The organism is Maricaulis virginensis, from assembly GCF_027922185.1.
GTDB classification, from domain to species: domain Bacteria; phylum Pseudomonadota; class Alphaproteobacteria; order Caulobacterales; family Maricaulaceae; genus Maricaulis; species Maricaulis virginensis.
This window is the reverse complement of the sequence record NZ_BSFE01000008.1, coordinates 1-17,988: the sequence shown is the minus strand read 5'-3', so window position 1 is coordinate 17,988 and position 17,988 is coordinate 1. Positions and strand designations below refer to the sequence as shown.

Genomic DNA, 17,988 nt, shown 5'->3' with positions numbered 1-17,988 from the left:
GAAGTTGACAGTCATTCGCATTCGCGGGACAAGTTTCCCTACGACTTCCGGGAAACGAGTCCGCCCATGTATGTCTGCATCTGCAACGCCCTGCGCGACAAGGAACTCCAGGCTGCCGCCGCCGATCCGGCGGTGAAGGAAGTCGGCTGCGTGTTCAAGCGTTGCGAAGCCAAGCCGCGCTGCGGCCGCTGCCTGCCGGATGTCGCCGACATGATCGCGATGCACCGCCTCGGCCCGGAAGGCCTTGCCACGGCAGCCGAATAGCCGCGAGCGCTTCCCACTTTCACTTGCAAAGATAGCGGTTGGCCGCAGGCCGCATTTCCGTACAGTACGGCGCGTCCAGTCACTACGGGAGATGCGCCATGAAGGGCGATGCCAAGGTCATCGAATATCTCAACCAGGCGCTCAAGCTCGAGCTGGCCGCGGTAAACCAGTATTTCCTGCATGCCCGCATGTACAAGGACTGGGGCTTCGGCAAGATCGCCGAGGTCGAGTACGAGGAATCCATCGACGAGATGAAGCACGCCGATCTCCTGATCGAACGTATCCTCTTTCTCGAAGGCCTGCCCAATGTGCAGGACCTCTCCAAGATCTATATCGGCGAAACCCTGAAGGAATGCATCGAGTGTGACCTGAAGATCGAGAAGCGGGCCCACCCCTTCTATGTCGAGGCGATCGCCTATTGCGAACAGGCCCAGGACTTCGTCTCCCGCAAGATCTTCACCGACATCCTCGCCTCCGAGGAAGAGCATATCGACTATCTGGAGACCCAGCTCGGCCTGATCGAGAAGATCGGCGAAGAGCGCTACATGCAATCCCAGATGAAATCCGGCGAATAGGACGGCGCCGGGAGCGCGCCTGCCGAAGAAGACTCTGCTGGCGGAGGGATGAAGCGGTTGGTGTCTGTCGCCAGCCGCCCTCCTTCGTCAAGGCTTCGGAGGGCACCGCTTCGCCCGGTGTGCGCGCTGCGGGTGGCTTGCCACCCGAAGCCCGCAGGGCGAAGGGTGGTGCCGCTTGCGTGACTCGAACACGCGACCTACGCATTACGAATGCGTTGCTCTACCAGCTGAGCTAAAGCGGCCCATTGCATATGCTCCGGCCCGTCAGGCTGGAGGCGGCGGAAACTAACCGCGAAACCGGGTCCGGGCAAGTCCCGCTGCAGCAGGAAAATCACTTATCTGCGGCGCTGCGCCTCGACGGCGTAGATGACCGGCCGTGCCAGCGCGTCAAAATCCGGTTTGCCCATGTTTTCAATCACGATATCAGCGTGAACGCGCTGGGGTTCAACATGCCGTTCATGCATCGGCTGGACGATGGTGTTGAACTGCAGCGTCACGGATGCCGGCGTGCGGGCGCGTTCACTGACATCGCGGGCCATGCGGCGCGCGAAGCGGGTCTGTTCGCAGGCCTCGACAAACACTGCCAGATCCAGCGTGCAGGCAATATCGGAACTGGCCAGCAGGTGCAGGCCCTCGACCAGGATGACCGGTGCCGGCTGGCGCTGCACGGTCTCCGCGCGCCGCCGGTGCGTCTTGAAATCATAAAGCGGTGCATCGACCGTCTCGCCGGCTTTCAGGCACCCCAGATGCGCCGCGAGAAGGCCGTGATCCTTTGCCGCCGGTTCGTCGAAATTGAACGTGTCGGCGTCGAAATCCGGGATCGCCGTCGCGTCGATATAATAGTCGTCCTCGGGGATGACATAGGCCCCGTGCGGCGCGAAATGACGCGCCAGCGCCTCGGCGAGCCGCGACTTGCCGGAGGCCGAACCTCCGACAATACCAAGCAGGAAGACCGGATCCGTCATGCGCTGCGGCCGTCGCCGTTCTCGTCCGTCTCGACACCGGGATCGTCCGGCATGCGCGGCGGGGCGTCGGCAAACCGGGCGCTGCGCGAGGCGGCGGCCCGCTTGGGCCGGGGCGCCTCCAGCAGGGCGGTTTCGGGAACGGTCTCGGCGATGCGCTCGAAACGCTCATAGCGCGGATGGGTCAGCCGGTTCTCGTCGCCATAGACATAGACCATGCGTTTCCAGTCATCCGGCGTGTAGGCAAACAGCCGCCCGTCCGGGTCGATATCGGTCCAGTCGGCCTCGGCCGTCGCGTGAGAGGCGCGGGTCATCCAGCGCCGGGCCTGCTCGTCGCGGCCCTCCAGGCGCGCAAGGCGCGCCGCCAGGGCGCACAGGCGCGAGGACGGCGCCTCGGTCCTGGCCAGGATCGGGTCCAGCAGTTCACGCGCAGCCGGGGCGTCGCCATCTTCAAGCGCCGTCTGGATACGGATCAGGCGGCTTTCGCGGTGATCCGGATGCAGGGCTGCCAGGGCGTTGAGGCGCTCCAGCCGCCTGGTCTTGCTGTCGGACTTGCGCAGTTCGCGATAGGCCTGTGCCAGCGCCGGGTGCGGTGCTGCAGCCCAGGCGGACTCGATTACCTCGGACGCCTTCTTGTGGCGCCGGCCTTCCGCCAGAAGCCGCGCCGCGAGGGCGGCCGCCGGTGCGAAACCCGGGGCGGCACGATGGGCGGAAAGTGCCAGCTCGCGCGCCTTCTCGGCATCGCTTTGCTCGCAGGACAGCGCGGCGGCCGTCAGCAGGACGGCGCGGCGGCGCCTGGCGATGTCCGGCGCGACATGCTTGCGCTTCTCGCCTTCGCCGAGGGTTGCGGCCGCGTCCTCCCAGCGTCCCTCGGCCACTTGTGCATCGAACAGGGCGATGAAGGCCCAGCGGGCACCCTTGGCCTGGCTGAAGGCATCGGCGGCATGCTCGGCCGTCGCCTTGTGATCGCCGCGCTCATGGGCCAGCTGGGCGAGGCCCCGGCGGGCAACGACGCGCGTACGCTGGTCTTCCAGCAGGGCTTCGTACTGGGTTTGGGCTCCTTCGAGATTGCCGGCGGCTTCAGCGGCGCGGGCGGCCAGCAGGCGCGACAGGGCAGGCCGGTCCAGCAGGGCATCGGCGCGGGCAGCCTGGCGGACGGCGGCTTCGCCATCGCCGGCGGCCGAGGCAATCAGGGCGCGTTCCAGCGCGTCATAGCCCTGTTCCCGACGGCGGCGGGACAGGAAGGCCTTCACCTTGTCCGGCGACGTCCACAGCATGTAGATGCTCCACCACACGACCAGCAGCGCGAAGGCGAAGAGGATCGTCCCGCCCGCCGCGACCACGAAGGGCATCTCCATGCGCGTGCCGAGGAACTCAAAGGTCGCGCGGCCTGGATTGAGGGCCAGGAAGGCGCCCAGCGCAGCGGTCAGCACAGCGAAGGCGACGGCGAGGATCAGGCGGATCATAACGGATCGGCTCCCTGCGCAGTGGCATCGTCGGCGAGCGCCTGGCGCAGCCGGGTCAGGCGAAGGTCGAGATCCTGACGGGCGCGTGCCGAGATCAGCCAGTCGCGCGCGGCTTCGAGCGCGTCGCCTTCCAGGCGTTCGGTCAGGGCGATGGCGCCGTCCAGATCGTCCTGTGACAGCCGGTCTTCGGCCAGGGCCGTGATCGCCAGCGCGCCGGTCTCGTCATCGCCGGCCTCGGCCTGGCGCACCTCGATCAGGCCGAAAAAGATACGGCCGGGCCCGGCGGCTTCGCGAATGGTGCTGCCGGGATAATTGGCGGCCAGCTGATCGAGTGTCGGAACACCGGCACGCGCGACAGGCGCCAGGGCTTCCAGATCGGCATTGTCACGCCACAGACGCGCAAGAGCGGCGCGCTCGGCCTCGAAGCCCTCACCCGTCATTGCGATCTCGCGCAGGGCGGTGAGCGCCAGGGCGCGTGCCGCCAGCGTCCGCGAGGCCCTTGCATCATCGCCGCCGGTATTCTGAGCGGTACGCGTCGCGGTGTCGGCCGCCGACTGCGCGGTCTCGGCGAGGGAACGGGTCTCGCCCAGCCGGTCGCCGAGCGCCGAGAGATCGCTTTCCAGCCCGGCAATCCGGGCGTCGAGCGCCTCGATCTGCGGTGCCGGATCGTCGAAGCTGACGGCGGGTGGCGCGCCGCCGGTATCGCCCGCCTGCTCGAGTGCGGCAAGGCGTTGAGTGATGTTCTGCAGGACTTGCGGATCGATGCTGTTGCCGGTCGAGGCCTGGGCGCCGTCGAGCGCCTGGTTGGCGAGGGCATCGACATCGGCGATCGCGGCTTCCAGCCGGTCGAGCCTGTGTTCCAGCGGCGCCGGGTCGAAAGCGCTGCCGGCCGTGGCGGCTGGCGCGTTCTCCAGCGAAGTCAGCCGCGCTTCGAGTGCGGCGAAATCGGGCTGGTCGCCGGCTTCCAGAAATTCCGTGATGGCCGACAGATCGCCTTCGGGAAGCTGTCCTTCAACCGTGGCCAGGCGGCTTTCCAGTGCCGTGATCGCATCCGTGAGGGCGGCCCGTTCCGCTGCAGCGCCATCACCGGACGGAACAGGCGCGCCGAAATAGGTCTGCCCGGCATAGCCGATGGCACCCCCGGCTGCGCTCGCCAGCAGAAATACCGTGAACAGCGACAGCCAGCCCGGACCTTTGCGCACAGGCTTTCCGGCCGGGCGGGAATCGTCCGCCGGCTCGAACTCGGCATCGACGGGTTCGGGGTCGAGAGTGTCGTTGGGATCAGCCATGTCGGCCCGTGATTCGCGTGTTTGGACCAGCTTAGGACGCGTTGGAGGCGCGCGCCAGTTCCGAGGTCTCGTCCAGCAGGGCAAGAAGCGCGTCCTCACTGGGCCGGGGCGCGGCAACAAGGGCACCGAAACCGGCGCCTTCCAGCGGCGCCAGCGCATTGGCGGAGATGCCATAGACCGTGACCGAGCCCAGCCAGTGGTGAAGGCCGAATTTGCGCAGCAGGTCGAGGAAGGTCTTTGCGCTTCGCGCCGAGTGGATCAGCACCGAGACCGGCGCGCCGGAAACGATCGCTGCGATGGCCTCCTCACCCAGCGTGTCCACAGCGACCGCGCCATAGCCGATCGCGTCATGCACCCTGAACCCATGCGGCTTCAGCGCCCCACCCAGATCACCGGCGACATGGATGCCGCGCACATGCAGGAGGTCGCCATCGGACGGTTTCACCTTCCGCAGGATCAGCCGGGCCAGCGCCTCGACATCGCCCTTGGCTGTAAAGACCTTCTTGAAGCCGATATCGCGCGCGGCGTCGGCCGTTGCGTCACCGACCGCGAAAACGGGCAGATCCCGCTCCGGCCGGCGCGGGCCCCAGGCCCGCACGCCATTGGCGCTGGTGAAGACAATCGCCTGCGTGCCTGTCAGGTCGACATCGATACGGGCCCGGAAATTGATGTCGAGAACCGGTGACACAATGGGGTCGATGCCCATCCGCCGCAGTCCTGCAGCGGTGCGTTCGGCGCCGGGCCATCCACGTGTCACCAGAACCGTCATGCCGTACCGAGAACCTCCGCAAGGCGGTCTCCGGCGGCCGCGCGCACAGCCTCGCCCAGGGTCTGGCCGGCCGTGTCGGCGTCGGTGAGGGTGGCTTTCTTCATGTCGATCCGGGACTGTTCACGCCAGCGGTTCTGGCCATCAGGTGTCAGGACTTCGCCGGTGAAATCCATTGATTCATTATTAAGATGGGCCGCAATCGGGGTGCGGCAAGACCCATCCAGTTTTCTGAGAAAAGCACGTTCTGCGACAATCGCAAGCTCTGTCGCAGCGTGGTTGAGCGGTGCAAGCCAGGTCCGGGCCTCGGCATCGTCGGCGCGGACCGCCACGCCCACGGCAGCCTGAGCCGCGGCGGGCAACATCTCATCCATCGCCAGCGGTTCGCGCAGCGCTTCGTCCCGTCCGAGACGGTTCAGCCCGGCGCGCGCCAGGAAAGTCGCGTAGATCTCGCCATCGCGCAGCCGGCCAAGCCGGGTATCGACATTGCCGCGCAGGGGCACGACGGTCAGGTCCGGGCGGGCGTGCAGCAGCTGGGCCTGCCGGCGCAGGCTGGCCGTGCCGACGGTCACGCCTTCGGGCAGGTCGGCCAGGCGGGTCTCGCCGCCGCGGGCCAGCAGCATGTCGCGCGGATCCTCCCGCTCCAGTATGGCGCCGAGGGCGAGCCCCTCGGGAAGCTCGGTCGGGACATCCTTCATGGAATGCACTGCGAAGGTCGCCTCGCCGGCCAGCTGGGCCTCGTCGATCTCCTTGGTGAAAAGGCCCTTGCCGCCCGCTTCCAGCAAGGTGCGATCCTGGATCCGGTCGCCGGTGCTGACCAGGCCCAGAATGGGGAAAAGGCGCTCGCCCTCTTCCGCGTCAAGGCCCCAGGCGGCGATGAGGCGGGCCTGCACATCGCGGGCCTGGACCAGGGCGAGCGGCGAGCGGCGGGTGGCGATGGGCTGGGGCGAGGACGGCGGCTTCACGTTGCAGGATCCCGGTCTTGAGGCTATCGGTCAGCCATGGACTTAGCCCCCGCATCCGCATCCGCGCAACCAGGCGAACTCACCGTGCTCGGTCTGGAGTCGAGCTGCGACGAGAGCGCTGCTGCGATCCTGCGCCGTCATCCCGACGGCCGGATCGAGGTGCTGGCCGATCTCGTGCTCGGCCAGACAGAGGCCCATGCGCCCTTCGGGGGCGTGGTTCCCGAGATCGCAGCGCGGGCCCATGCCGAGGCGATGGACGGTCTCGCGGCTGCGGCGCTTGACAAGGCCGGCCTGTCGCTGGACGCGCTGGACGCGGTGGCTGCGACATCGGGTCCCGGTCTGATCGGCGGGGTTATGGCCGCGCTGATGACGGCCAAGGGGCTCGCTCTGGGTGCGGGCAAGCCACTGATCGCGGTGAACCATCTCGAGGGCCACGCCCTGTCGCCGCGGCTGAGCGAGAAGCTCGATTTCCCCTATCTCCTGCTGCTCGTGTCCGGTGGGCATACCCAGCTGCTGATTGCCGAAGCCGTCGGTGTCTATCACCGCCTCGGCTCGACCCTGGACGATGCCGCCGGTGAAGCCTTCGACAAGACGGCGAAAGTGCTGGGTCTGGGCTTTCCGGGTGGTCCGGCGCTGGAACGCTGTGCCGAAGCCGGCGATGCGGACCGTTTTGACCTGCCGACCCCGTTGAAGGGCAAGCCGGGTTGCGACTTCTCCTTTGCCGGTCTGAAGACGGCAGCCCGGCAGATCTGGGACGGGCTGGACGCGCCGTCCGCACAGGACAAGGCCGATCTGGCCGCGTCTGTCCAGGCCGCGATCGCGACAGCGCTCGCGAGCCGGACCCGGCGGGCGATGAAGCAGTTTGCCGGGGATTATCCGGATGTTGCGACGCCGCGGCCGCTGGTCGTGGCGGGCGGGGTCGCGGCCAATCGGGCCGTGCGCGGGGCGCTCGAGGCGGCGGCCGCACAGGAAGGCTTCCGCCTGATCGCGCCGCCGATGAAATGGTGTACCGACAACGCCGCCATGATCGCCCTGGCAGGGCTGGAACGGCTGGTGCGCGGCGAGACCGACGGGCTCGACGCACCGGCACGGGCACGCTGGCCATTGGACGCGGCGTCGGCCAAGCTGGCCCCCGTGATCGGATCCGGACGGAAAGGACCCAAAGCGTGAGCGACTATCAGACCATCGGCGTCATCGGCGCCGGCGCCTGGGGAACGGCCCTGGCCCAGACGGCTGCCAAGGCAGGCCGGGACGTGCTGCTCTGGTCCTTCGAGCAGGATGTGGCCGACGCGATCAACACGAAACGCCAGAACACGGTTTTCCTGCCGGAAGTGACGCTCGAACCGTCGATCGAGGCGGTCACGGCGATTTCCGATCTGGATGCCTGCGAGGCCGTCCTGGCTGTCGCGCCCGCGCAACATTTGCGTCGCGTACTGGAAACATTCGCGCCCTATGCGCGTGACGGTCTGCCCCTGGTTCTGTGCGCCAAGGGGATCGAACAGTCCTCCCTGTCGCTGATGACGGATGTGCTGGGTGAAACCATTCCGCGCGCCATTCCGGCGGTGCTGTCCGGACCGAGTTTCGCCATCGATACCGCCCAGGGCCTGCCGACGGCGGTGACGCTGGCCTGTGCCGACGAGACGGTCGGCAATGATCTGATCGCGGCCCTGGGGACCAGCCGCTTCCGGCCCTATCTGGTGACCGATCTGGTCGGCGCCGAGATCGGCGGGGCGGTGAAGAATGTGCTGGCGATCGCCTGCGGGATTTCCGAGGGCAAGGGTCTGGGCAAGTCGGCGCACGCGGCACTGATCTCGCGCGGCTTTGCCGAGATGACGCGGCTGGGCGTGGCCATGGGCGCCCGGCGCGAGACGCTGGCCGGGCTGTGCGGTCTGGGCGATCTCGTTCTGACCTGTTCCTCGCCGCAGTCGCGCAACATGTCCTGCGGCCTGGCGCTGGGGCGCGGCGTGTCGCTGGACGATATCCTCGCCAGCCGCCGGGCCGTCACGGAAGGCGTGGCCAGCGCGCCGGCGGTCGTTGCGCTGGCGAAACGGCATGGTGTCGAGATGCCGATCTGCGAGGCGGTGGACGATATCCTGGCCGGCCGCACCGGCGTCGACGACGCGATCGAGGCGCTGCTGTCGCGCCCCTTCACCCTGGAGACCGCCTGATGCTTTTTCTCATCCACACCTGGGACCGGCCCGGTGCGCTGGATGTGCGCCTGGCCAACCGCAATGACCATATCGCCTGGCTCAACGCGGCCGGTGATGCGGTGAAGGCGGCCGGGCCCTGGCTCGACGAGGCCGGTGACATGGCCGGTTCGCTGATCATTGCCGACATGGCGGATCGCGCGGCGCTGGATGCCTGGCTGGCGGACGATCCCTACGGCCGTGCCGGCCTGTTCGAGCGGGTCGAGATCGCGCCCTGGCGCTGGCTGGTCAATCCGCCGTTCGACAGCGCCGCATGAGACCGAAGCCGCCGGCAGGAACCGAGCTCGCCCGGCTGGACGAGATTCCCGATCCCGGAGCCCGGGCGGCTGCCTGGGAGAAGGGCGCCGTGCTGCTCGTGCGCCGGGGAAGCGACATTACCGCCTGGTCGAACCTGTGTCCGCATGCCGGCCTGCCGCTGACCCTGCCCGACGGGCGCGGCCTGCTGCACAAGGGTGAGACGCTGGTCTGCCCGGTTCATGGCGCCAGTTTCGACATTGAAGACGGCCGCTGTACCGGCGGCCCCGCGGCGGGCGACCGGCTGGTCCCGATTGCCGTCAAGGTGACGGGCGGCGTGATCCGCGCCGTCTGAGCCTATTCGTCCGGCGTGTCCGGCCGCGCCGCGTCAACCGCTTCGGCAGCATCGACCAGCGCCTGGCCGGCCGCATCGTCGCGGATCACGGCACAGAAGGCCCCGTCCCGGGCGCGGTGATAGATCACGGCGTCCGTGGTCACGTCGTAGAGCTCGCCGGCCGTGCGGAAGAAATCCGCGGCGGCGGCGTCGATCTGCTGGCGCTGCGCTTCGGGCAGGGTCGCGATGTTGAAGGCATAGTCAGCCGGCGCCCCGCCGCGGGCATGGGAAACCAGCACCACGCCTGACGGACCCCGCTCGATCAGCGTCTGTCCGGGCTCCAGGAGCACCGACGGCGTTTCGGAAAAGCAGGCTTGCGACGTTGCCAGATTGTCAGCGTCATAGCCGCTGGTGGCAGCCGTCCCGCCATCCTCCTGCGGGGCGGAGCAGGCGGCGATCACCAGGGCGAAAGCGAGGCAGTAGACGGTCTTCATGGCGTGTCCCCTCCGTGAGGTCATGTCCGCCGGGCCTATATCGGATCGGCCGTGGACGGAGAAATGAAACTTATGTGTCGCCGGTTCCGCCGTCCGGACGGTCCACCTTCGGCTTCGTCCGCGAGCTAAGCGCGCGGGGAGCCTTGATGCAAGCTGCGGCCGGAACGGGCTGCGACACTATGCGTTTTTCAAAACCCTTGCCGGGTGCAGGCATTGATGCCCAGATATCTGGCGTAGCAACGAGGTGGACGTCCATGAAGAAGGCATTGATAGACACGGTGACCTGGCTCGCCGCCTTCGACGGCGGCAAGGCACTGATCTGGCACAATGAAGGCTTTGACGATCAGCCCAACCTGAAACTGGTCGAGACGCTCGGCATCGACAATCCGCCCGATCGCGATCAGGGCGAGGACAGGCCGGGCCGTTTCCCCGACCCTGCTCACGGCCGCTCGGCGGTCAGCGAAACCGACTTTCACCAGCAGGCCAAGGCGCGCTTTGTCGACGATGTTGTCGAGTATCTCAACAAGGCTTGCGCGGAGAAGAAATTCGACCGCCTTGTCGTCATGGCGCCGGCCAGGGCGCTGGGCGAGGCGCGTTCGCAATTCTCCGACGCGCTGGCGGAATGCCTGATCGAGGACCCTGTGGACGTGACCAACGAGCCGGTCGACAAGATCGAGAAACGGCTCGCCGGGCTTCTGACGGGTTAGAGGCCGGTCGGCCTACTCGGCCGCGCGCGCCAGGGGCTGGACGCCGAAAAAGGCGGTGAGCTCGGCGATCAGCGCGCCCCTGGAGACGGCGACGATCTCGGCCCCCTTTTCCGCCGTCGCCTGGGACGGGTCGGAGCCGATCCGGCCGTCCGGGAAATTGCGGCGATAGTCGGCGGCGTCGGTGAAGCTGCCCGTCGGCGCGATCTTCGGCGACATCTCCACCGTCTTCACGGCCTGCGGGTGCGCATAATAGGTCACGGCGACTTCCGATGCGGTGGCATGCATGCCGTCGCCGACCGGGAAGAGATTGCGGCAGGTATCGCCCACGCCGGGCAGTTCCCACCAGTTGCGCTGGCTCAGACGAACCGGACAGGCCGCCGCGTCGAGCGAGAAATTGGCGTAGTATTCGGCGAAGGCGGCGTTGATCGTGGTGATGTTGCCGCCATGGCCGTTGAGGAAGTAGATCCGGTCGAAACCGTGCCGCGTCAGGCTTTCGATCCAGTCATTCAGCGCGGCGATCATGGTCGAGGGACGCAGCGTCATCGAGCCGGCAAAGGCCAGGTGATGCTGGGCGATACCGACATTGAAGGTCGGCCCGATCAGGAAGCCGCTCTCGGCGCCGGCTTCCGCGGCGATGACTTCCGGACAGATCGCGTCCGTGCCGACAAGCCCGTTCGGCCCGTGCTGCTCCGTCGAGCCGATCGGAATCACGATGCCCTTGCAGCGTTTCAGATAGGCCTCGACTTCGGGCCAGGATGCGTGGTGCAGGAGCATGTCGGCCTCCCCGGAGAATTGTTCCGAAGGAGCTAAACCGGACAGCGGCCCGCACGCAAGCGCGCGTTACCGGTGTTGCTGCCGCCGGCTTTCGCGGCGGTAGACAAAGGCGGCGAGTCCGGTGAGCACGACCGCAAAGGCCAGGATGAATTGCATGTCCCCTCCATCGGACCCGCTGACCGGGGCCCTGATGGATTAACCTTATGCCTGAAAACCCCTTAGCAAGCGTAAACTTGCGCCTGGCGTGTCTCACGCCGCGTCACGGGTTCGTGATTTTCGCGGAGTGGCCTGCGGCGGCATGATCCGCCGGATTTCGGGCCGAGGCCTGAAGGATGAGGAGGGAATTCATGCGCCAGATGATTTCAGCGACGACAGCCATCGCGCTGGCCGCGGCGATGACGGCAGCGATGCCGGCCATGGCCCAGGACGACAGCATGGCGGACGGTGCCATGCAGCACGACACAGAGATGCATCACGATGCGGACATGTCGCATGACATGCATGCCGATCAGGAGATGCACGCCGATCACGACATGCACGACGAGCATGACGGGATGATGGATCATGCCGATGCCATGCCACAGAGCCTGGAGGATGCCGTGTCCGACGAGACCCGGCCCGAAGAGGACCGGCTGCTCGACGTCAACCGGCATCCGGCGGAAGTCCTGCTGTTCGCCGGGCTGGAACATGGCTGGCGCGTCGCCGACCTGACGGCGGGTTCGGGCTATTACACCCGCGTACTGTCAACGGCGGTGGGCGCGGAAGGCCATGTCTACGCCCACAATCCCAGCTGGATCGCCGAGCGCTTCCCCGAGCCGAATGCCGCGCTGGGCATGCTGGCCGATGACCGCGCCAACGTCACCCATGTCGTCTCGCCGATCGAGACGTTTGCCGCCGATATCGACGAACCGCTCGACGGCGTGATGATGGTGCTCTTCTATCACGACACGGCCTGGGACGAGACCGACCGGGACGCCATGAACCGGGCCGTCTACGACGCGTTGCGGCCGGGCGGGGTCTATCTGGTGATCGATCACCACGCGCCGGAAGGCAGCGGGCTCGAGCACGTCAACACCACCCACCGGATCGAGGCCAGCATCGTGCGCGCCGAGATCGAGGCGGCCGGCTTCGTCTTCGACGGTGAAAGCGACATGCTGGCCAATCCGGACGACCCGCGCGACATCTCGGTGTTCGACGCGTCCATCCGCCGCATGACGGATCGCTTCGTCTACCGTTTCCGCAAGCCGGACATGTAGGCCGGCGGCAGGGCCGGGCGCGGTTACGCCGCGCCCAGCGACTGCCGGAAACGGTCGAGTTCCTCGTCCAGCTGGCGGGCAGACCCGTTCAGTTCGCTGGAGGCCTGGGCGAAGCTTTCCGCCGCACCGGAGGTGCGGGCTGCGGCATCGCTGACCGAATCCATGCTGTCATTGACGCGCGAGGTTGCCGCCGCAGCCTTCTCGGCCAGTTCCGCGATCTCGCGCGTTGCCTGATCCTGCTGGGTGAAGGCATCCTGGACGCTGTCGGTGGCGCCGCGCAGTTCCGCGATGATTTCTGCGATGCGGCCCAGCGAAACGGCCGCGCCGCTGGAGGCGCCCCGCATCGACTCGATCCGGCTGGCGATATCGTTCGACGCCCGTGTGGTCTGTTCGGCCAGGGCTTTCACTTCCGATGCCACGACGGCAAATCCCTTGCCGGCCTCACCGGCGCGGGCGGCCTCGATGGTCGCATTCAGCGCCAGGAGATTGGTCTGCTCGGCCACATCGGCGACCAGTTTCATGATGCTCTCGATTTCCGTGGCGGCGGATTCAAGCTGTTCCACGGACCGGCCGGCGCCCTCGGCTTCGGCCACGGCCCGTTCGGACACGCCCGAACTGCTTTCCAGGATGCGGGCGACTTCGCTGATCGAGGCCGACAATTGCTGGGCCGCGGCGGCGACGGACTGCACGTCGGAATTCGTCGAGGAGGCCTGGGAGACAGCTTCGCTGGCGCTCAGGCGCGTTGCCTCGGCATCGCTTCCCAGCTGCCGGGCAAGGCTGTCGACCTGGCCGGACGCGCCGGAAATACCCTTCGCGACCTGCCGCAGCTGGATTTCGAACTGTTCAGCGAGGGCCGCAATGTCCCGGCGCTGCCGCTCGGCATTGCTGCGTGCGGTCGAGGCCTGCTCCGAGCTGCTGGCCGCGTCCTCGCGTGCCTTGTCGGCCTCGGATGTGCGCAGGTCCGCATCGCTCAGGGCCTTCGCCGCCTGATGGGTCATCCAGATGAGGGCGGCGGCCTGGCCGACCACGATCACGGCATGGAACACGACGCGCAGGAAATTGGCGCCTTCGGGGAATACCGCCCAGGGCAGGAAGAAGTTGAGGGAGAGGTGGTGCACCGCGGTGACCGCCGAGGCTGCCACGATAGCCCGCCAGTCCAGCATGATCGCGCAGATCGCCAGGCTGGCGAAGAACATCATGTGCATGTCGATCTGCCAGGGCGAGCCGCTGAGCATGAAGACGAACAGGGCCGGGAAGGCGATCAGGGCCGCGGCCGTGGCGGAGCGCGAGGCCGGGGTATTGGGGCTGAGGCGCCAGTTGGCCAGCGCCAGTCCCGCGACCAGGGCACTCATGATTGCAACCGTGACCAGATGGCTGGCGGCGAAGATGGCCGAGGTGACCGGTGCCAGGACGGCCAGGGCGAAGATGACCATCGAGGCGACGCTTTGGGCGCGAAGGCGCAGTGTATCCAGATTGCTCATGAGGTTCGGGCTCCGGTGGACGGATGCAGGGAGGCTGTCGTCAGTTCATCGCCGATCAGGCAACCGCCAAGGGCCTGCGGCGGCAGGGTCAGCCAGGCGCCGGCCGCGCGCAGGCGGGCCAGGGCGTCCGGATCGCCGATCTCGACGATGCCGATATTCCCGAAGGCGCCGAAGCGCACGAGACCGACATCGGCCCGGGCCACGGCTTGCATCACGTCGGCCGGCTGCCAGCCCGGCGGGAACACGGCCGCCACGTCCGGACCGTCGACGGGTTCGGTCAGGACAAGCAGGGGCGTGCACACGGTGAGGAGTGCCAGGATTGCCGCCGGAAGGAAGTCGAGAACGGGTTTTGCTTGCATCGAATCGCGTGAACTGAAGTGCGTTCAAGATCAGATGCCAAAGTTAACTAGTGCTTATTCAGGTCGTGGAACGGTCTGATATTTTATAAGCTCTCACGAGGTCCAGTCGCTGCGGGTCAGGCCGTAGATCAGGCTGTCACGCACGCCGATATGCGTTTCCCAGGCCTCGCGCAGCCGGCCTTCCAGCTGGAAACCCAGTGCCTCGACCAGCCGGATCGAGGCGGCATTGTCCGGATCGATATCGGCATAGAGGCGGCGCAGGCCGAGCGTGTCGAAGGCGTGGCCGAGCACGGCCTGCACGGCTTCGCGGGCATAGCCGGAGCCGGCGGCGTCGGGGCGCTGGATATAGCCGATCTCGGCCGTGCCCTCGCGCCGGTCCATCAGCAAAGCCCAGCCCAGCGCATCGTGCGGGGCTTCTGCCCGGGCGAAAGCCCAGCAGCGCGCGCCGTCACCCTCGACATTCCAGCGCATATAGCGGCGCATGGCGTCCAGGTCTTCCAGCGCCGCGGAGGACCAGTAGCGCATATTGTCGTCATCGGCGAAGGCCGGGAAGAGGGCTTCGGCGTCATCCATTGTCAGCGGGCGCAGGATGAGGCGGTCCGTCGTGAGCACCGGCAATTCGGGACGGTCGGCCGGCGGGCTGAGCACCAGGCTCTTCGCGTCCAGCCGGATTTCCTCGAACCGCTCGTCGATGCAGTCCTGCATGGTGATGAAACAGTCCCGGGAGAACCAGTCATTCTCCTTGAAACAGGTCTTGCGCGCATCCTCGGACGGCCAGAGCGCATAGGACCAGTAGATCCCGTCCTCGTCGCAGTGCAGGGCCGCGCCGTGCGAGCTGCAGGTCTCGTGGATGCGGCGCGTACCCTCGGTCCAGGCGTCGCGGAACTCGGCGTCGCGTCCGGGCTTGAGGCGCCAGCGGTAAAGAACGGCAGAAGTCATGATGTCTCCGGGCCGTGGCCCTTTTGCGGATGCCAACGCTAGCGCGCCGAATGTCCGGATGCCAAGCCGCCCTGCCACATTCTGCCCCGAAATGACCCCAACTGCGGCAGGAACCGATGTCCGGGAGCGGGCATTTCTAGGTCATTCGCAACGGGTGAGCTGCCCAGGCAGCGCCCGAAAGCAACGGAAAGGAAATTTGCCATGAAAACGCTGCTGATGATTTCCGCCGCGACGCTGTTCGGTGCTTCCGCCGCGCTCGCCCAGGACAACCAGACCTTCATCACGCTGGACTCCAACCAGGACGGTGCGGTGTCCTTCGACGAGGCCGTGATCGCCGATCCGTCCCTGGACCGCGCGTCCTTTGACGAGCAGGACAGCGATGGCGACGGTTCGCTGAATGCCGCCGAGTTCGAAGCCTGGCTGGAAGGCCGCGCTGATGCGGAAGCCGGTGTCGAGAGCGATATCGACGACAATCCGGTCGAGGACGATCCGGTCTATGACGAGCCGCAGGACAGCCCGATCGAGTCCGAAGCCGGGATCGAGGCCGAAACGGGTCTGGAATCGGAAACCGGGATCGACCCGATGGAAGATCCGATGGACGACCCGCTCCAGGATCCCATCACCGATCCGGAAGTCGGCAATGATGCCGAGCTGGGCGCCGATACCGATATCGATGCCGAAGGCTCGCTTGAAGATCCGATGCGCGGGTAATCCTCCCCGAACCCGTCATCGATACCTGGAAACCCCGGTGCCCCTCGCGCCGGGGTTTTCTTTATCGCGTCAGGCTTCGCCTGCGAGGCGCTGCTTTTTCAGCACGCTGGCGCGCAACTTCTCGCTTTCCGAGCGCAACTGGCCGCAGGCGGCAAAGATGTCGCGGCCGCGCGGGGTGCGGATCGGCGAGGCATAGCCGGCCCGGTTGACCACATCGGCAAAGGCCTCGATCCGGTCCCAGTCGGAGCACTCATACGGGCTGTTCGGCCAGGGATTGAACGGGATCAGATTGATCTTCGCCGGCACGCCCTTGAGCAGTTTCACCAGCGCCCGCGCTTCGGCCAGGCTGTCATTGACGCCCTTGAGCATCACGTATTCGAAGGTCACGCGCTTGGAATTGCCCAGGCCCGGATAGGCGCGGATCGCGTCCATCAGCTGGGCCAGCGGGTATTTCCTGTTCAGCGGTACCAGTTCGTTGCGCAGATCGTCATTGGTGGCGTGCAGCGAGATGGCGAGCATCGTGCCCGTCCGCTCGCCCAGCTCCTGGATCTTCGGCACCACGCCCGAGGTCGACACCGTCGTGCGCCGGCGGCCGATCGCCATGCCGTCGCCATCGGAAATGATGTCGATCGCATCGGAGACATGATCGAGATTGTACAGCGGCTCGCCCATGCCCATGAAGACGATATTGGTGATCTTGCGGTTCTCGTTCGAGGTCGGCCATTCGGCCAGGTCGTCGCGCGCGATCATCACCTGGGCGGCGATCTCGGCCGCGGTGAGATTGCGCACCAGCGCCTGGGTGCCGGTATGGCAGAAGGTGCAGTTCAGCGTGCAGCCGACCTGGCTGGACACGCACAGCGCACCCGAACGCGCCACGTCCGGGATGAAGACGGTCTCGCACTCCACGCCCGGTGCCAGCCGGATCAGGTATTTGCGCGTGCCGTCGACGGAGACGAGGCGTTCCACGATCTCCGGCCGGTGCAGCGTGAACTCCCGCGCCAGCACGGCGCGCAGGTCCTTGGAGACATTCGTCATCTCGTCAAAAGAGGTGACGCCATAGTGATAGATCCAGCGCCAGAGCTGGTCGGCGCGCATCCTGGCCTTCTTCTCGTCGACGCCCGCGCGCTCGATCAGCGCATCGCGCAATTGCGTGCGTGTCAGGCCGGCGAGCGAAAGCGGTCCGGGCGGCGCGGCAGGGCGGCGGGCGGCAGACAGGTCGAGGGAATGGCTGGTCTGTAGGTTCATGGCGGCGTCACATACAGGAAAACACTGCACTCCGCGAGGGGGCAGAACGCATGACGGGGTTGCGCGCGCGGGGCAGGCCGCGCTGTGATGGGGGCATGAAACTGATCTGCCACCCCCTCACCGCACAAGCGCCGACGATCCGCCCGGCCGGAAGCCGCCGCGACTGGATGGACGCCACGCCGGAAAGTTCGGCCTATCGCTGCCTGCCGCTGGCGCTGGCCAACCAGCACGGCTGGGAAGTGTTCACCCCGACCGGCTTCACCGCCAGCTGGAATGGCGGCGAGCGGGTCGAGGATGTGACGGTGCGCATGGACGACCCGCTGGCGACGGGAAAACCCGGCGCGCCGATGGCGAATTTCGGATCCGGCATCCTGACCTTCGAGACGGGCTTCCTGCTGCGCACGCCGCCGGGCTGGAATATCTGGGTGATGGGGCCGGTGAATGCGCCCAGGGACGGGATCGCGCCGCTCAACGGCGTGATCGAGACCGACTGGAGCCCCTATGCCTTCACCATGAACTGGCGCTTCACCCGGCCCGGCGAGGTGCGTTTCGAGGCAGACGAGGCCATCGCCCAGCTCTTCCCGGTGCGCCGCGACCTGTTCGACAAGGTCGAGACCGAGATCCGGCCGCTGCATGCCGACCCGAAGACGTTCGAACAGTTCGAGACCTGGCGCCTCAGCCGCGCCGACTTCGCCACCCGCCTGCGCGAGGGCGACAGGGACGCGGCCGAGCTGAAATGGCAGAAGGGCTATTATCGCGGCCTGATGCCCGACGGCTCGAAAGGCCCGCCCAGCCACAAGACCAAGCTGCGCCCGAAGCCGTTCGGGGACGGGGAGACCGGAAAGTAGGTGGACACACACCATTTCCCCCGGACTTGTTGTTCAGCCCGGGGACATCATTAACGGGTGTTCGGAGACATGGTTGACACCTTGTGGCTTGGATTTCGTCTCTTGGACAGGA

21 protein-coding genes and 1 tRNA gene are annotated in these 17,988 nt (G+C 66.8%); 10 read left to right on the top strand and 12 right to left on the bottom strand.

Translation table 11 applies throughout. The features are described from left to right. Window positions 1–66: 66 nt before the first annotated feature. Window positions 67–264, top strand: a complete 198-nt coding sequence (locus tag PKE71_RS13130; RefSeq protein ID WP_271187443.1) for a (2Fe-2S)-binding protein — start codon at window positions 67–69, stop codon at window positions 262–264. Window positions 265–362: 98 nt separating this feature from the next. Continuing rightward, on the top strand, window positions 363–839 hold the full coding sequence (gene bfr, locus PKE71_RS13125; protein WP_271187442.1) for a bacterioferritin: 477 nt from the start codon (window positions 363–365) through the stop codon (window positions 837–839). Window positions 840–1,005: 166 nt separating this feature from the next. Here the strand turns inward: bfr and PKE71_RS13120 are convergent. The 6 genes from PKE71_RS13120 to hemC form a co-directional block, all read right to left on the bottom strand. Further along, window positions 1,006–1,081: transfer RNA gene (locus PKE71_RS13120), tRNA-Thr, on the bottom strand. A 93-nt stretch (window positions 1,082–1,174) separates the two neighbouring features. Next, window positions 1,175–1,804, bottom strand: coding sequence for a uridine kinase (udk, locus tag PKE71_RS13115; RefSeq protein ID WP_271187441.1), 630 nt, complete (start codon window positions 1,802–1,804; stop codon window positions 1,175–1,177). Next, on the bottom strand, window positions 1,801–3,267 hold the full coding sequence (locus PKE71_RS13110) for a heme biosynthesis protein HemY (protein ID WP_271187440.1): 1,467 nt from the start codon (window positions 3,265–3,267) through the stop codon (window positions 1,801–1,803). Before PKE71_RS13110 ends, udk begins: the two co-directional genes overlap by 4 nt. Continuing rightward, complete coding sequence (locus PKE71_RS13105; RefSeq protein ID WP_271187439.1) at window positions 3,264–4,556, bottom strand: hypothetical protein; 1,293 nt, start codon at window positions 4,554–4,556, stop codon at window positions 3,264–3,266. Before PKE71_RS13105 ends, PKE71_RS13110 begins: the two co-directional genes overlap by 4 nt. 31 nt (window positions 4,557–4,587) lie before the next feature. Continuing rightward, entirely contained in the window at window positions 4,588–5,325 is a 738-nt protein-coding gene (locus PKE71_RS13100; protein WP_271187438.1) for a uroporphyrinogen-III synthase, read from the bottom strand. After that, entirely contained in the window at window positions 5,322–6,287 is a 966-nt protein-coding gene (hemC, locus tag PKE71_RS13095; protein ID WP_271187437.1) for a hydroxymethylbilane synthase, read from the bottom strand. Before hemC ends, PKE71_RS13100 begins: the two co-directional genes overlap by 4 nt. 36 nt (window positions 6,288–6,323) lie before the next feature. Between hemC and tsaD the strand changes: the two genes are divergently transcribed. From tsaD to PKE71_RS13075, 4 genes are read left to right on the top strand one after another with little or no spacing between them, the layout of a single operon-like run. Continuing rightward, the gene (gene tsaD, locus PKE71_RS13090) at window positions 6,324–7,457 is read left to right on the top strand and encodes a tRNA (adenosine(37)-N6)-threonylcarbamoyltransferase complex transferase subunit TsaD (RefSeq protein ID WP_373878821.1); all 1,134 of its coding nucleotides are present in this window, start codon (window positions 6,324–6,326) and stop codon (window positions 7,455–7,457) included. Next, window positions 7,454–8,455, top strand: coding sequence for an NAD(P)H-dependent glycerol-3-phosphate dehydrogenase (locus PKE71_RS13085; RefSeq protein ID WP_271187435.1), 1,002 nt, complete (start codon window positions 7,454–7,456; stop codon window positions 8,453–8,455). The genes tsaD and PKE71_RS13085 overlap by 4 nt, the downstream gene beginning before the upstream one ends. After that, window positions 8,455–8,751, top strand: a complete 297-nt coding sequence (locus PKE71_RS13080) for a YciI family protein (RefSeq protein WP_271187434.1) — start codon at window positions 8,455–8,457, stop codon at window positions 8,749–8,751. Before PKE71_RS13085 ends, PKE71_RS13080 begins: the two co-directional genes overlap by 1 nt. Continuing rightward, window positions 8,748–9,083 carry a Rieske (2Fe-2S) protein gene (locus PKE71_RS13075; RefSeq protein ID WP_271187433.1) on the top strand — a complete coding sequence of 112 codons (336 nt, stop codon included), beginning with the start codon at window positions 8,748–8,750 and terminating at the stop codon, window positions 9,081–9,083. The genes PKE71_RS13080 and PKE71_RS13075 overlap by 4 nt, the downstream gene beginning before the upstream one ends. Before the next feature lie 2 nt (window positions 9,084–9,085). On the opposite strand, the gene PKE71_RS13070 is transcribed toward PKE71_RS13075, so the two are convergent. Next, window positions 9,086–9,556, bottom strand: a complete 471-nt coding sequence (locus PKE71_RS13070; RefSeq protein WP_271187432.1) for a hypothetical protein — start codon at window positions 9,554–9,556, stop codon at window positions 9,086–9,088. Window positions 9,557–9,810: 254 nt separating this feature from the next. Between PKE71_RS13070 and PKE71_RS13065 the strand changes: the two genes are divergently transcribed. Next, a complete protein-coding gene (locus PKE71_RS13065; protein ID WP_271187431.1) occupies window positions 9,811–10,263 on the top strand; it encodes a host attachment family protein in 453 nt (150 codons plus the stop codon). A 12-nt stretch (window positions 10,264–10,275) separates the two neighbouring features. On the opposite strand, the gene PKE71_RS13060 is transcribed toward PKE71_RS13065, so the two are convergent. Further along, a complete protein-coding gene (locus tag PKE71_RS13060; protein ID WP_271187430.1) occupies window positions 10,276–11,037 on the bottom strand; it encodes a creatininase family protein in 762 nt (253 codons plus the stop codon). A 347-nt stretch (window positions 11,038–11,384) separates the two neighbouring features. On the opposite strand from PKE71_RS13060, the gene PKE71_RS13055 reads away from it, so the two are divergent. Next, the gene (locus PKE71_RS13055) at window positions 11,385–12,293 is read left to right on the top strand and encodes a class I SAM-dependent methyltransferase (RefSeq protein WP_271187429.1); all 909 of its coding nucleotides are present in this window, start codon (window positions 11,385–11,387) and stop codon (window positions 12,291–12,293) included. A gap of 23 nt (window positions 12,294–12,316) precedes the next feature. On the opposite strand, the gene PKE71_RS13050 is transcribed toward PKE71_RS13055, so the two are convergent. The 3 genes from PKE71_RS13050 to PKE71_RS13040 form a co-directional block, all read right to left on the bottom strand. Then, window positions 12,317–13,774: a methyl-accepting chemotaxis protein gene (locus PKE71_RS13050; RefSeq protein ID WP_271187428.1), complete on the bottom strand. Its 1,458-nt coding sequence runs from the start codon at window positions 13,772–13,774 to the stop codon at window positions 12,317–12,319. Continuing rightward, complete coding sequence (locus tag PKE71_RS13045) at window positions 13,771–14,133, bottom strand: hypothetical protein (RefSeq protein ID WP_271187427.1); 363 nt, start codon at window positions 14,131–14,133, stop codon at window positions 13,771–13,773. Before PKE71_RS13045 ends, PKE71_RS13050 begins: the two co-directional genes overlap by 4 nt. Before the next feature lie 93 nt (window positions 14,134–14,226). Next, the gene (locus tag PKE71_RS13040; protein WP_271187426.1) at window positions 14,227–15,072 is read right to left on the bottom strand and encodes a GNAT family N-acetyltransferase; all 846 of its coding nucleotides are present in this window, start codon (window positions 15,070–15,072) and stop codon (window positions 14,227–14,229) included. 201 nt (window positions 15,073–15,273) lie between these two features. Here PKE71_RS13040 and PKE71_RS13035 point away from each other — a divergent pair, with 201 nt between their 5' ends. Next, on the top strand, window positions 15,274–15,783 hold the full coding sequence (locus tag PKE71_RS13035; RefSeq protein ID WP_271187425.1) for an EF-hand domain-containing protein: 510 nt from the start codon (window positions 15,274–15,276) through the stop codon (window positions 15,781–15,783). 69 nt (window positions 15,784–15,852) lie between these two features. Here PKE71_RS13035 and rlmN read toward each other — a convergent pair whose 3' ends face one another. Further along, a complete protein-coding gene (gene rlmN / locus PKE71_RS13030) occupies window positions 15,853–17,028 on the bottom strand; it encodes a 23S rRNA (adenine(2503)-C(2))-methyltransferase RlmN (RefSeq protein WP_271187424.1) in 1,176 nt (391 codons plus the stop codon). A 95-nt stretch (window positions 17,029–17,123) separates the two neighbouring features. On the opposite strand from rlmN, the gene PKE71_RS13025 reads away from it, so the two are divergent. Beyond that, the gene (locus tag PKE71_RS13025) at window positions 17,124–17,876 is read left to right on the top strand and encodes a DUF6065 family protein (protein ID WP_271187423.1); all 753 of its coding nucleotides are present in this window, start codon (window positions 17,124–17,126) and stop codon (window positions 17,874–17,876) included. Window positions 17,877–17,988: the final 112 nt, after the last annotated feature.